This window comes from Caulobacter sp. 73W (genome assembly GCF_041021955.1).
Classification (GTDB): domain Bacteria; phylum Pseudomonadota; class Alphaproteobacteria; order Caulobacterales; family Caulobacteraceae; genus Caulobacter.
Window position 1 is genome coordinate 2,296,121 of record NZ_CP158375.1, and the last position, 12,468, is coordinate 2,308,588.

General features: G+C 68.2%; 13 protein-coding genes and 1 pseudogene. 5 read left to right on the forward strand and 9 right to left on the reverse strand.

Annotated elements, in window-relative coordinates:
* Positions 1-59 precede the first annotated feature (59 nt).
* Positions 60-1,793: a hybrid sensor histidine kinase/response regulator gene (locus ABOZ73_RS10775; RefSeq protein ID WP_369058152.1), complete on the forward strand. Its 1,734-nt coding sequence runs from the start codon at positions 60-62 to the stop codon at positions 1,791-1,793.
* Here the strand turns inward: ABOZ73_RS10775 and ABOZ73_RS10780 are convergent.
* The 3 genes and pseudogenes from ABOZ73_RS10780 to ABOZ73_RS10790 all read right to left on the reverse strand — a co-directional run bounded on the left by ABOZ73_RS10780 (position 1,790) and on the right by ABOZ73_RS10790 (position 4,402).
* Entirely contained in the window at positions 1,790-2,200 is a 411-nt protein-coding gene (locus tag ABOZ73_RS10780) for a very short patch repair endonuclease (protein ID WP_369058153.1), read from the reverse strand. The genes ABOZ73_RS10775 and ABOZ73_RS10780 overlap by 4 nt on opposite strands.
* 11 nt (positions 2,201-2,211) lie before the next feature.
* Positions 2,212-3,197, reverse strand: a pseudogene (gene cysK / locus ABOZ73_RS10785) (cysteine synthase A).
* An 80-nt stretch (positions 3,198-3,277) separates the two neighbouring features.
* A complete protein-coding gene (locus ABOZ73_RS10790; RefSeq protein WP_369058154.1) occupies positions 3,278-4,402 on the reverse strand; it encodes a DNA cytosine methyltransferase in 1,125 nt (374 codons plus the stop codon).
* A 48-nt stretch (positions 4,403-4,450) separates the two neighbouring features.
* Here ABOZ73_RS10790 and ABOZ73_RS10795 point away from each other — a divergent pair, with 48 nt between their 5' ends.
* Entirely contained in the window at positions 4,451-4,849 is a 399-nt protein-coding gene (locus ABOZ73_RS10795; RefSeq protein WP_369058155.1) for a COG3650 family protein, read from the forward strand.
* On the opposite strand, the gene ABOZ73_RS10800 is transcribed toward ABOZ73_RS10795, so the two are convergent.
* Positions 4,846-4,980 carry a hypothetical protein gene (locus ABOZ73_RS10800; protein WP_369058156.1) on the reverse strand — a complete coding sequence of 45 codons (135 nt, stop codon included), beginning with the start codon at positions 4,978-4,980 and terminating at the stop codon, positions 4,846-4,848. The two genes, ABOZ73_RS10795 and ABOZ73_RS10800, sit on opposite strands and share 4 nt — an antisense overlap.
* Positions 4,981-5,196: 216 nt before the next feature.
* On the opposite strand from ABOZ73_RS10800, the gene ABOZ73_RS10805 reads away from it, so the two are divergent.
* Entirely contained in the window at positions 5,197-7,242 is a 2,046-nt protein-coding gene (locus tag ABOZ73_RS10805; protein ID WP_369058157.1) for a hypothetical protein, read from the forward strand.
* Positions 7,243-7,301: 59 nt separating this feature from the next.
* On the opposite strand, the gene ABOZ73_RS10810 is transcribed toward ABOZ73_RS10805, so the two are convergent.
* From ABOZ73_RS10810 to ABOZ73_RS10830, 5 genes are all read right to left on the reverse strand, one after another.
* On the reverse strand, positions 7,302-8,489 hold the full coding sequence (locus ABOZ73_RS10810) for an acetyl-CoA C-acyltransferase (protein WP_369058158.1): 1,188 nt from the start codon (positions 8,487-8,489) through the stop codon (positions 7,302-7,304).
* A gap of 105 nt (positions 8,490-8,594) precedes the next feature.
* Positions 8,595-9,017 carry a hypothetical protein gene (locus tag ABOZ73_RS10815; RefSeq protein WP_369058159.1) on the reverse strand — a complete coding sequence of 141 codons (423 nt, stop codon included), beginning with the start codon at positions 9,015-9,017 and terminating at the stop codon, positions 8,595-8,597.
* Positions 9,018-9,027: 10 nt separating this feature from the next.
* On the reverse strand, positions 9,028-9,732 hold the full coding sequence (locus ABOZ73_RS10820; protein WP_369058160.1) for a TPM domain-containing protein: 705 nt from the start codon (positions 9,730-9,732) through the stop codon (positions 9,028-9,030).
* Positions 9,732-10,484 carry a YgcG family protein gene (locus tag ABOZ73_RS10825; RefSeq protein ID WP_369062523.1) on the reverse strand — a complete coding sequence of 251 codons (753 nt, stop codon included), beginning with the start codon at positions 10,482-10,484 and terminating at the stop codon, positions 9,732-9,734. The genes ABOZ73_RS10820 and ABOZ73_RS10825 overlap by 1 nt, the downstream gene beginning before the upstream one ends.
* Before the next feature lie 106 nt (positions 10,485-10,590).
* Entirely contained in the window at positions 10,591-11,232 is a 642-nt protein-coding gene (locus tag ABOZ73_RS10830) for a LemA family protein (RefSeq protein ID WP_369058161.1), read from the reverse strand.
* 321 nt (positions 11,233-11,553) lie between these two features.
* Between ABOZ73_RS10830 and ABOZ73_RS10835 the strand changes: the two genes are divergently transcribed.
* Together ABOZ73_RS10835 and ABOZ73_RS10840 are read left to right on the forward strand one after the other, a co-directional pair.
* A complete protein-coding gene (locus tag ABOZ73_RS10835) occupies positions 11,554-11,889 on the forward strand; it encodes a hypothetical protein (protein WP_369058162.1) in 336 nt (111 codons plus the stop codon).
* 135 nt (positions 11,890-12,024) lie between these two features.
* Complete coding sequence (locus ABOZ73_RS10840) at positions 12,025-12,291, forward strand: hypothetical protein (RefSeq protein ID WP_369058163.1); 267 nt, start codon at positions 12,025-12,027, stop codon at positions 12,289-12,291.
* The last annotated feature ends 177 nt before the right edge of the window (positions 12,292-12,468 follow it).

A 12,468-nucleotide genomic window follows, 5' to 3' on the forward strand; every position in this document is an offset into this window, starting at 1 on the left:
CCGTTGGTTGAATTGTAGCTGAGTTCCGCGCGATAGTGCGCCGGGCTCGGGTTTTGACCATGCGCGATCTTTCCGGGAGTTACGCGCGCCTTCTGGAGGCGGCGGAGGCTCGGCGGCGGCACATGCCGCTGCGGGTGATCACCGCCTTTCCGATCGCCCTGATCGTCTACCTGATCACCGAGTTCCGCACGATCTGGGTGTGGATGGGCCTGTATCTGGTCGCCCAGGTGCTGGAGGTCTGGATTCTGCGTCCGTCCAGCGCGGAGTGGCGCAAGCCGTCTCTGGCCCGGATGATCTTCGTCATCACCCTGTTCGTCTTCCCGGCGGTGGTTCTGGCGGGCATCTGCGGGGCGCTGTGGCTGCTGGGCGGCAGCTATGGCCCAGCCCTGGCGGTGTTTCTGATTTCCGGTTCGGTGATCAACCTGATCGTCATCAGCGCCCAGTCGCGGATCGCCTTCCTGACGTCCTCGGCGCCCTATCTGCTGACCGCCGCCCTGGTGGTGATCTTCGACCCGGACGTGACGCCCTTCTACCGGCCGGTGATGATCCTGGCCTGCCTGCTGATGCTGAGCAGCTCTATGGTCACCTGGCGGCTGTTCGAGCGCGCCATCTCCGCCCAGAAGGACGCCCTGCGCGAGGCCGAGGCCCGCCGCCTGGAGGCCGAGGCCGCCCTGCGCGCCAAGGGCGGCTATATCGCCACGGTCAGCCAGGAGCTGAAGTCGCCGATCAACGCCATCCTGTCCGCCGCCGCTCAGCTTCAGGGACCGACCCCGCCCGGCGAAGTGCGCGGCCACGCCCAGCGCATCGCGCGCTCCGGCTCAACCATGCGCGGCCTGCTCAACGACCTGGCCGACTTCGCCCGGCTGGAATCCGGCGGCATGCTGGTCGAGCACATCCCCTTCGATCTTCGACGCAAGGGTCACGACGTCCTGCGCGCCTGGCGACCGGCGGCGCGCCGCAAGGGCCTGCGCCTGAAGCTGGAGGGCGGCTCCTCCCTGCCGCGCTGGGTCAACGGCGATCCCATGCGCATCAGCCAGGCGCTCAACGCCCTGTTCGCCACCGCCATCCGCGACACCGAGACGGGCATGATCACCATTCGCCTGTCGGCCGGGACGGGGGATGACGGGCGCATCGGCGTCAAGGTCGTGCTGATCGACACCGGTCCCGGCTATTCGGCGAGCGAGCTGGAAGACCTGTTCTCGCCCTTCGACCGCACCGGCGCGCGCTTCGGCGGGGGCTCCGGCCTGGGCCTGGCGATCAGCCGGGAACTGGCCCGCCTGATGGGCGGCGACCTGACGGTCGAGAGCCGGCCGGGCGAGGGCAGCACCCTGACCCTCAACTTCCGGGTCTACCCGATCGACGCGCCCGAGCCGCAGGACATCCTGTCGGCGGTGATCGGGACGCGGGTTCTGCTGGTGGCTCCCGGCCCGCTGCAGCAGCGGGCCATGGAGTTGCTGCTGCCGCTGGGCTTACAACCAGCCGTGGCCGAGAGCGGCGAGACCGCCCTGGCCATGCTGGACCGTCAGGCGTTCGATATCGTGTTGATGGGGGTCAGCCTGCCGGGCATGAACGGCTTTGACGCCACCCGCCGCCTGCGGACCAGCCCGAACGGAAACCGCGCCATCCCCGTGGTGGGGTTGGTGCCGTCCGCCGCCCCGCGTGACTGGGACGGCTGTCGCCGCGCGGGCATGAACAGCTGGGTGGCCGCGCCTATCGACGGGCCCGAACTCTATGCCGCCATGGCCGAGGCCCTGGTCGCCCGCCGACGCTCACGCGAGGCCGCGCCGGCCTAGGCGTCCAGCAAGGCCCGAAGCCGCGCGCTTAGCGCCGCCTCGTCCTTCATCTCGCATTCCCAGATGGTCTCGACCCGCCAGCCGGCGGCGGTCAGGGCCTCGCGCGAGGCGATGTCCCGCGCCCGGTTGCGGCCGATCTTGGCTTGCCAGTAGTCGGCGTTGGCCTTGGGTTCGCGCGCGCCGCGCTTGCAGTCATGGCCGTGCCAGAAGCAGCCGTGGATAAAGATCGCCAGCCTGCGCCCCGGCAGCACAACGTCCGGCGAGCCGGGCAGGTCCTTGCGATGCAGGCGGTAGCGCGCGCCCAGCCGCGTCAGCAGCCGGCGCACGCGCATCTCGGGCTTGGTGTCCTTCCCCCGGACCCGGGCCATGACCGCCGAACGCTTCGCGGCGTCGAAGACGTCGGTCATGGCCGAAGGCCTCAGAGCCCTTCGAACAGGGCCGTGGACAGGTAGCGTTCGGCGAAGCTGGGGATGATCGCCACGATCAGCTTGCCGGCATAGGCGTCCTGGCTGGCCAGGTGGAACGCCGCCGCCAGGGCCGCGCCGGACGAGATGCCCACGGGCAGACCTTCCACCGCCGCGGCCTTGCGGGCCATGGCGAAGGAGTCGTCGTTGCCGACCTGGACGATGTCGTCGATCACGCCCCGATCCAGGATGCCGGGCACGAAACCCGCGCCGATGCCCTGGATCTTGTGCGGGCCGGCCGCGCCGCCGGACAGGACGGGCGACGCCTCGGGCTCCACCGCCACCATCTTCAGCGACGGGTTGCGGGCCTTCAGCACCTGGCCGACGCCGGTGATCGTGCCGCCGGTGCCGACGCCGCTGACCACGGCTTCCACCTTGCCGTCGGTGTCGTTCCAGATTTCCTCGGCCGTCGAGACACGGTGGATCAGCGGGTTGGCGCCGTTCTCGAACTGCTGCGGCATCACCGCGCCCGGGGTGGCCTCGACCAGTTCCTGGGCGCGGGCGACGGCGCCGCGCATGCCCTTCTCGGCCGGGGTCAGCTCCAGCTTGGCGCCGAGCAGCAGCAGCATCTTGCGGCGCTCGATCGACATGCTCTCGGGCATGACCAGGGTCAGCTTGTAACCCTTGGCCGCCGCCACGAAGGCCAGGGCGATGCCGGTGTTGCCGCTGGTCGGCTCGATGATCGCGCCGCCCGGCTTCAGGATGCCCTGAGCCTCGAGAACTCGACCATGGACACGCCGATGCGGTCCTTCACCGAGCCGATCGGGTTGAAGAACTCCAGCTTGGCGACGACCTCGCCCTTGGGCTTCAGCTCCGCCGACAGCCGCGGCAGGCGGACGATCGGCGTGTCGCCGATGGTGTCGAGGATGGAGTCGTAGATCTTGCCGCGCCCGGCGCGCTTGTAGCGCGCGGCGTCATACAGGTTCGAGGCGTCGTCCATGGCGGGGAGTTCCGTGACTGATTTCGTTGGCCGGCCCTAAGCGGGCGACCTTATGCCGACAGGCGCGGCCTGTCAGCGGCTCATTCGGCGGCCACGGCTGTCGGACGGGCGGCCAGCGGCTCCAGAAGATGTTCGGCCAGCCAGCGGACCACGGGCACGGCCACGCCGTCGCCCATGACGTGCAGGCCGCCGCTCTGGCTTTTCGGCAGGCGATAGTCTTCCGGCAGGCCCATCAGGCGGGCCGCTTCCCGCGCGGTGATCAGGCGTGAACGCACCTGTCCCTTGTCGACGACGATCACTGTCTGACGGGACGAGCCGCCACGCGGCGTGCGCAGGCAACCGGCCAGGCCGTCGAAGCGGACCTCGGCCCGTTGCACCCCGCCCCGCATCCGGCGGAACACCGCGCCGACCGCGCGCGCGCCGCTGGCGCGCGCCGTCTCCACCCGGGCGCGATGCAGAGGCGCCATCATGTCGAGCAGGGCTGCGGTGACGGCCTCTTCGCGCCAGGCGACGGCGTCGTCTGGCTCCAGGATGCTGGCCAGGTCGGCGTTGCGGGCGGGGGCCGCCGGAACCGACCACCAGGCCCAGGCCTCCTGAAGGCTCTTGGGCAGGCGATCATGCGCCAGGCGCACCGCCTCGGTCTGGAACGGGCTGGCCCCGATCAGGTGCGGAAGGACATGGCGCGCGGCGATGACGAAGATGCGCGGCCGCGACTGCGGAGTGAAGGCGGCGGCGTCCACCTCGAGCGCTCCGACCCGATAGCCGCGCTTAACCAGCACATCACAAAGCGCTGCGAAGTCCCGTCCGTCGTTGGAGGTCAGCAGGCCGCTGACATTCTCGATGACCAGCACGCGCGGAGCGCGGTCTTCGGCGTCGAGCGCCTCCATCAGGTTCCAGAAGCCGAAGAAGGCCGACGACTTGCCGCCTTTCAGACCTGCACGCCCGCCGGCCAGGCTGAAATCCTGGCAGGGCGATGAGGCCCAGGCGAGGTCGGCGCGGCCCGTCAGAGCAGCGGGCTCGACGGCCCACACGTCGCCTTCGTGCAGATGAGCTTGCGCGTCAGGGAAGTTTTCGCGGTAGGTTCGCGCCTTGAGCGGGTCGAAATCGTTGGCGAACAGGCACGTCCAGGCGTCGCCGAGGCCCAGGCGGGCCATGCCGCCTCCGGCGAAGAACTCGTAGAAAGAAAAGGGCGCGGCGCGACTCATCGCCGACGCAGGTTAAGCGTGTTGGGAAGAGACAAAAGGGAAAAGACGATGCGGAGCGTCGCTGTGCTGGCCATGGCCGGGTTTCTGTCGGCCTGCCAGACCGTGGCGGGCGTTTCCGCCCAGACAGCGACCCTGCCCGTGCCAGACGCCGTGGACGCCCTTGGGACCGAGCCGTTCTGGGCGGTCATGATCGACGCCGAGCAGATCGCCCTGACCCGCCCCGACCATCCGCCCGTCACCGCGCCCAACGCCGGCCCCGTGCGAACGGCCTCTGCCGCCCGGTGGGAGGCGAGCACGGCGCAGGGGAAGCTGAAGCTGACGGTGACGGCGGGGCCCTGTTCGGACGGCATGTCGGACAGGACCTATCCGTTCAAGGCGCAGGCCGATATCGGCGGGCGGATCCTGAAGGGCTGCGCGGCCGCCGCCGGCGCGCGCGAGAACGACTAGCCGCGGTTCAAATTCAGGGTGGGGATGGCCGAGGTGGCTTTCGCCTCGTTGTCGTGATGCGGCACGGGCAGAAGCAGTCCGACGGAAATGGCCACGATGGCGGCCAGGGCGATGAGGGCCTTGAGGGCCATGGGTTCGCTCCACAGCGACAATTAACAAATGTGACAGAACAACCAGCGCGGGCGTCGGCGGGTTCCTAATGTGGAGCTTCGTGCGGCCCCGCCAATGGGGCTCGTCGCGATGCCTTACGTATAAATACGGGAGATCGCTTTGCGCGCGAGTGCGTTACACGCTCGCGAAAGGTTGTGCGAATTTTAGACACAACTTCCGATGGTTTAAGGTGGGTCATGGCGCGCAAGGTAGGTACCGCTCTCGGCGAAGAGCTCTACGGTGACAGCGGTCCGGACGAACTGCTCGGCATGGGCGGCGACGACAAGCTGTACGGCAACGACGGCGACAACCTTCTCGACGGGGGCGACGGCGCCGACCAGCTGTTCGGCGGCAACAACGCCGACCGTATGCTGGGTGGAGCGGGAAACGACCTGCTCTATGGGAACGAAGGCGCGGACGTCCTGGTGGGCGGCGCGGGTTCGGACAAGCTCTACGGCGCCGGCGGCGCCGATGTGATCTACGGCGATGCGGAGAGCACGGTCAGCGCGCCTTCGTCCGGCGTGCAGACCGTAACGACCGCTGCAAGCGCGGCCTCGACCTTGCGATCCATGAATTTCATCATCGCGGGTGAACCCGGCGTGATGGTGACGGTTGCGGAAACCGCCACCGGGGCCCTGGCCTTCGAGCTGGTGGTCACCGACACGGTCACCTCCACGGCTGACAAGGTCGATGTCGGCGACCTCCGCGGCTTGTTCTTTCACGTCTCCGCCGAAGGCCTGCTCAACCCCTCCAAGTTCACCATCAATGGCGCTGACGTAACCAGCCGCCAGGTCGCCGCCAACGCGGTGATCGATCTCGGCAACGCGGCCAACATGCAGGGGCGCGACCATGCCCCGTTCGACATCGGCGTCGAGTTCGGCACGGCGGGTGTCGGCAAGGACGACATCCGCAACACCAGCTTCACCCTGTCCCATGCGGACCAGCCGCTGAAGCTGGAACTCGTCGCGCAGCAATGGTTCGGCGCCCGTCTGACCAGCGTCAGCGAGAACGGGGTCGGTCGCGACCAAAGCCTGAAGCTGGTCAGCCAGGCGCCGGCGGCTCCCGCCGTGCCGACGACACCCACCCCGCCGACCAATCCCACGACGCCCTCCACGGGCGGCGATGATCTGATCGAGGCCGGGGCTGGGAACGACCGCATCTATGGCGGGGCCGGCGATGACGAGATGCAGGGCGAGGGCGGCGACGACCTGATCGTCGGCGGGACCGACAACGGCAAGCTCGGGGCCGTGATCAGCATCGGCGACAATCTGTATGGCAACGACGGCCGCGACACCTTCATCTTCGCCAAGGGCGACGGTGTCGACATGATCTGGGACTTCCAGCCCGGGATCGACCACATCGAGATCAGTGGCTACAGCGCCGGCTCAATCAACTCGGTCATCCTGGTCGGGGGCGTGGCCAACCGTATCGCCACGGGCGCGCACCAGAAGATCGCCGTGATCCTTGATGGCGGCTCCGATGCGATCATCTTCAACGATTTCCCCAACCCGCAGGCCGGCGACGCGGCGATCCGCTTCGCGGACGGTACGGTGCTGTCGTCGGCTGATCTGGTACAGCGCGCCCAGTCGGGTTCGGTGACCTCCGCGGTGGCGGCAACCGTGCTTCGCAGCGCCAACGCCCTGGCGGCCAACGACATCGGCGCCAGCGCAAGCCTGGACACCGATCTCGCCACGGTGGAGGCGATCATCGACGCGGCCGACGCCACCACCTCGGTGGCGACCCTGTCCTATCAGTTCTTCACAGGGAAGACGCCCGCGGCCGGCGGGCTCGACTATCTGGTGTCGCCGACCGGGCCGAACGGCAACAACCTCAACTCGGCCTACTTCCAGTCGTTCAATCTGGAGAACCGCTACATCAACTTCGCGGTCAATCTGGGCCGCGACGGCGAGGGCAAGGATAAGTTCGCGGCGGGCTACGGGAACCTCAGCCTCATCGACGCGACCAAGAAGGCCTACAAGGAGATCTTCGGATCGACCCCCAACGACAAGAAGGCCCATGACCTGATCGACGGGCGGGAGGCCTATTTCTATAGCTACGGCAAGACGGACCTGGGCGCGAAGGCCGCCATGGTCGGCTGGCTGCTGGCCGAGGCCGAAAAGGGCGACGTGGGGGTCTATGCGAAGTCCAACGCCGCTTTCCTGGCCCATCTCATCGATGGCGCGGAGGCCTCCGTCGATCTGATAGGGGTCTATGGCAAGCCAGACTACGTCTTCGGCGGCTGATGCGAAAAGGGGCCGCCGTCAAGAGACGGCGACCCCTTCATCACGAAGCTTCGCCTCGATCAGAAGATCTCGAACAGGCCCGCCGCGCCCATGCCGCCGCCGATGCACATGGTGACGACGGCGGTCTTGGCCTTGCGGCGCTGGCCTTCCATCAGGACGTGGCCCACGCAGCGGGCGCCGGTCATGCCGAAGGGGTGGCCGATGGCGATGGAGCCGCCGTTGACGTTGTACTTCTCTGGGTCGATGCCGAGGCGGTCACGGCTGTAGAGGCACTGCGAGGCGAAGGCCTCGTTCAGCTCCCACAGGTCGATGTCGTCGACCTTAAGGCCATGGCGCTCCAGCAGGCGCGGCACGGCGAAGACCGGGCCGATGCCCATCTCGTCCGGCTCGCAGCCGGCGACGGCGAAGCCCTTGAAGGCGCCCAGCGGCTTGAGGCCGCGACGCTCGGCCTCCTTGGCCTCCATGATCACCACGGCGGCGGCGCCGTCCGAGAGCTGGCTGGCGTTGCCGGCGGTGACGAAGTTGCCCGGACCCTTCACCGGCTCCAGCGAGGCCAGGCCTTCCAGGGTGGTGTCGGGGCGGTTGCACTCGTCGCGATCGACCACGTAGTCCACCAGGCTCTCTTCCTTGGTGGCCTTGTCGATCTTCTTCATCTTCACCTGCATCGGGACGATCTCGTCCTTGAACAGGCCGGCGGCCTGGGCGGCGGCGATGCGCTGCTGCGAGCGCAGGGCGTACTCGTCCTGATACTCACGGCTGACATTGTAGCGCTTAGCCACGATGTCGGCGGTGTCGATCATCGCCATCCACAGGGCCGGGTGGGTCTTGAGCAGCTTTTCCTCGGTGATGTGGAAGCGGTTCATGTGACCGCCCATGTTCACCAGCGAGATCGACTCAACCCCGCCGCCGACCGCCACGTCGGCGCCGTCGTTCTTCACATAGTTCGCCGCGGTCGCGATGGCCTGCAGGCCCGAGGAGCAGAAGCGGTTGATCGTCTGGCCCGAGGTGGTCACCGGCAGGCCGGCCCACATGGCGGCGTTGCGGGCGACGTTCATGCCGGTGGCGCCTTCGGGACCGCCGCACCCCAGGACCACGTCCTCGACCTCGGCGCCTTCCAGGCCCGCGCGCTGCACGGCGTGCTGGATGGCGTGACCGGCCATGGCCGCGCCGTGGGTGTTGTTGAATCCGCCGCGTCCCGACTTGGCGAGACCGGTGCGGGCGTAGGAGACGATGACCGCTTCACGCATGGCGCTTCCCTCTTAAACGTTAGTTTGAATTGAGGGCGACCCTAGGGCATGCGCGGGGCGAGCGCCAGTTCCCGTAAACGTCAACGAAGCTGACGCAACGTCCGGTCAAGCGCGGGACAGCATCCCGCCCACGCCGGGGATGGAGGTCAGGGTCTCGTTCAGCAGGTCGCGGCCGCCGGCCCGCTCGCGAACCCAGGCGCCGGCCACCGGCAGCATGGCCTTCAGGCCGTCCTGGTCGACGCCGGCGCGGGACAGGCTCTGCATCATCGCCATGCCGTCCGACATGGCCGCGCCGGATGCGCCGCCCGCCGCCTTCATCAGTCCGCCGAACAGGCCGCTCTTGGCCGGCTGGACCGCGCCTTCGGCCGCCAGGGCCTGGGCGCCCGGCGCGGCGGCGAACAGTTCGGCCACCTTCGCCGGCTCGCCATGCTTGGCGATCAGCGACAGGGCGCCGGTCAGGGCCTTGCGCGCCTGGTCGGGGTTGAGCGGCGTCCTGGCCGAAATCTCGGCGATCAGGTCCTCGATCATCACGTCCTCCTCAGTCGCGGCCGGGTGCGGGAAGAACGACCAGACCGTCTGGAAGTTCGTTCGGATTGTCGCCGGCCGGCGGGACATGCTCGGCCAAAATCTGGCCGGAGCGCTCGATGGCGGCCACAAAGCCGCCCGCCGCATCGCCCTTCTTCAGGCCGTCGATCAGCAGCGCGACCACCTCGTCCCACACCGCGTTCGGCGCCTTGGCGTAGATGCCCTCGTCGGCCACCACCTCGGCGCGGTGATCGGCGAGCGAGGCGAACAGCAGGACCCCCGTGCGGTCCTGCGTCAGATGCAGACCGTGGCTGAGGAATTGCTGCATGGCCGCCTGATGAACGCGGGCGGCCTTCAACGGCCCCGGCGTCAGGGCGCGGCGCACCGGGCCGAGCGACACCACCAAGGCGGCGATGACGAACACCGCCGCCTGGACCGCGATATAGATGGCCAGGGCCGAGAAGATGGTGGCGTCCGTGGCGCTGTCGTGCGCGGCGGTCCAGCCGCCGAACAGGTCGGTCAGCATGTGCGGCCGCAGCCCGGCGAACAGCGCCAGGGCCGGCAGGACGAGCGCCGAGGCGGCCGCCCAGACCAGCGGGGTCTCGCGATAGTCCGAAACCTCGGGCGCCAGGACGCAGTAGATCTCGCCGGCGGTGGTGCGTTCGGCCGCCGAGACGGCCGCGGCGATGCGTTCGTGATCTTCTTTGCTCAGGTCCATCACCAGCTCCCCGAAGATCCGCCGCCGCCGAAGGAGCCGCCGCCTCCACCGCCCCAACCGCCGCCTCCGCCCGACCAGCCGCCACCGCCACCGCCACGACCGTTGCCGAGCGAGCTGAGGATGATCCACGGCAGGGCCGAGGCCAGTCCCGACCGCCGTCCGCGACGTCCGGGCAGCAAACGGCTGATGAAGAAGAAGATCAGGATGATGACGAAGATGGCCGTGCCCCAGCCCTCGCCGCCCGTTTCGCGGCTTTCGCTCGCTTCGGCGACCTTGGCCTTCGCCTCGGCCTCGGGCAGGGACAGCTGCTGCAGGATCGCGTCGGTCCCGGCGACCACCCCGCCTTCCATGTCGCCGTCGCGGAAGCGCGGCAGGACCTGGCTCTGCAGGATGACGCTGGACAGGGCGTCGGTCAGGACGGGCTCCAGGCCATAGCCGACCTCGATGCGAACCTTGCGGTCATTGGGGGCGACGACGAACAGGGCGCCGTCGTCCTCCTTCTCCCGCCCGATCCCCCAATGGCGGCCGAGCTGGTAGCCATAGTCCTCGATCTCGTAGCCCTGCAGGTTGGGCAGGGTGACGACCACCAGCTGGCGGCCGGCGCCGTCCTCCAGCGCCGCCAGCTTCCGCGTCAGGTCCGCTTCGGTCTGGGGCGACAGGATGTTCGCCTCGTCGACGACGCGACCGGTAAGCTTGGGAAAGCTGGGGGCGGCGAAGGCGGGCAGGGCGATGAAGACCGCCGCCAGAACGATCCCGAGGAAACCCCAACCCCGCTCATTCCCGCGAAGGCGGGAATCCAAGCGGCGATTCAGCTTGGGCCCCCGCCTTCGCGGGGGAGAGCGGAAGATGAGCATGATCTTACTTCGTCGGGGCCGAAGCGGCCGCCGGAGCGGCCGGGGCGTCGAAGCTCACCGACGGCGCCGACTGGGCCGCCGCGCTGGCCTGGAACGGCACGGCGGGCTTGGCCCAGCGGTGCACGGTGCCGGCCCACAGGGCGCCCGGGAAGGTGCGGATCTCGGTGTTGTAGACGCGGACGCTCTCATTGTAGTCGCGGCGCGAGATGGTGATGCGGTTCTCGGTGCCTTCCAGCTGGCTTTGCAGGGCCAGGAAGTTCTGGTTCGACTTCAGGTCCGGATAGTTCTCGGTGATCATCATCAGGCGGCCGAGCACGCCCGACAGCTGGTCCTGGGCCTGGGCGTAGCGCTCGAAGGCGGCGGGGTCGGTGATGGTCGAGGCGTCCACCTTGACCTGGGTCGCGCTGGCGCGGGCCTCGGTCACCGCGGTGAGCACATTCTGCTCCTGGGCGGCGTAGCCTTTGACCGTGGCGACGAGATTGGGGATCAGGTCGGCGCGGCGCTGATACTGGTTCTGCACCTCGGCCCATGACGCCTTCACCTGCTCATCGCGGGTGGGAATGGTGTTCACGCCGCAGCCCGCCAGGCCGATAGCGAGGGCCACGGGCAAGACGATCTTGGCGACGTTCTTCAGCAGACGGTTCATTCATCCCTCCAGGACGGGCGAGGCGCCCGGCAGCGACGGTTAGATAAGGACAGGTCGAAGGTCCTGTCAGGACCCGCGAGGTTAAACCTTGTCCATGTCGGGGCGATGAGATTGATCAAGCCTCCGCCCGACGACTATGAGAAATTTCGACGGCGGCGAAAATTTCGCTTTGCGCCGCCCCGCACCCCTGTTATCTAAACATCGCTTAGTTCGTGCTGAGCCGCTGATGGGGATCGGCGGCCATTCCCCCGGCGCGACAGGCCAGTGCTCGATCCTTATGCTTGCCAAAATCAGATCACTCGAACGCTCGGAGGGCTCCTCATGAAGCTCCAAACCCTCGCGGCCGCCGCCGCCCTGTCCATGTTGCTCGCCGCTCCGGCCCTGGCCGACGGCAAGATCACCGCCACCCTGGCTGCTCCGGTGGCCGCCAAGACCAAGGTCGTCGCCGCCGGCGCCGTGTTCGCCTGCGAAGGTTCGCAATGCGTCTCGACCTCCGCGCCGAGCCGCGCCCTGACCGCCGCCGGCTGCAAGGCCCTGGCCAAGGAAGTCGGCCGGGTCTCCACCTATGGCGGCGACCGCAAGTCGCTCGAAGCCGCCGAGCTGGACCGCTGCAATGTTGGTCAGGCCGCCGCCGCGACGCAGACGGCCGCCAACTGAGAATTTTCCCGGCCGCGTATCTGGCCAGATCGTTCCTCGATCAAAACGCCTGGGGACGGCTTAGGCCGTCCCCTTTTTCTTTGTTGGGATGGGAGGCGGCTTAGGCCGCCTCTTTTCTTTTAAGGCGAGGCTTCTATGTCCAAGCGCATGACCACGACGTTCGACATCGTTCCGGCCCTGCAGTCGGCCCTCGCGGCCTTGGCCGCCCAATCGGGTGGAACGGAGCCCGTCTCTCTCACCATCGACTATGGCGAGGGCGCCGCTGGGGAAGGTCTGAATGTCGAGGCGACCGTGGAGCGGGCCACCCGCACCCTGGTCTTCGTACAGGCCAGGGCGGTCAGCGCGCAGGGGGCTGTCGCGGCGACAGCCAGCGCGGTCTTCCGCGTGCCCGCCACGGCCTAGCCTCCACCGTAAACGTGAGCGGAGCCCTTGGTTGCGGGGGCGAAAAGCACATGCTATCAGGCGCGCGGCTTCGGCCCGGCGATTTTTAACGATCGCGGGGTCAGCGTGTTTTTCTCGAACGCAATCAAGCCTTTAAAACCGCGGCGAATTTAACCTTTCGCTCGTGGACGACAGACA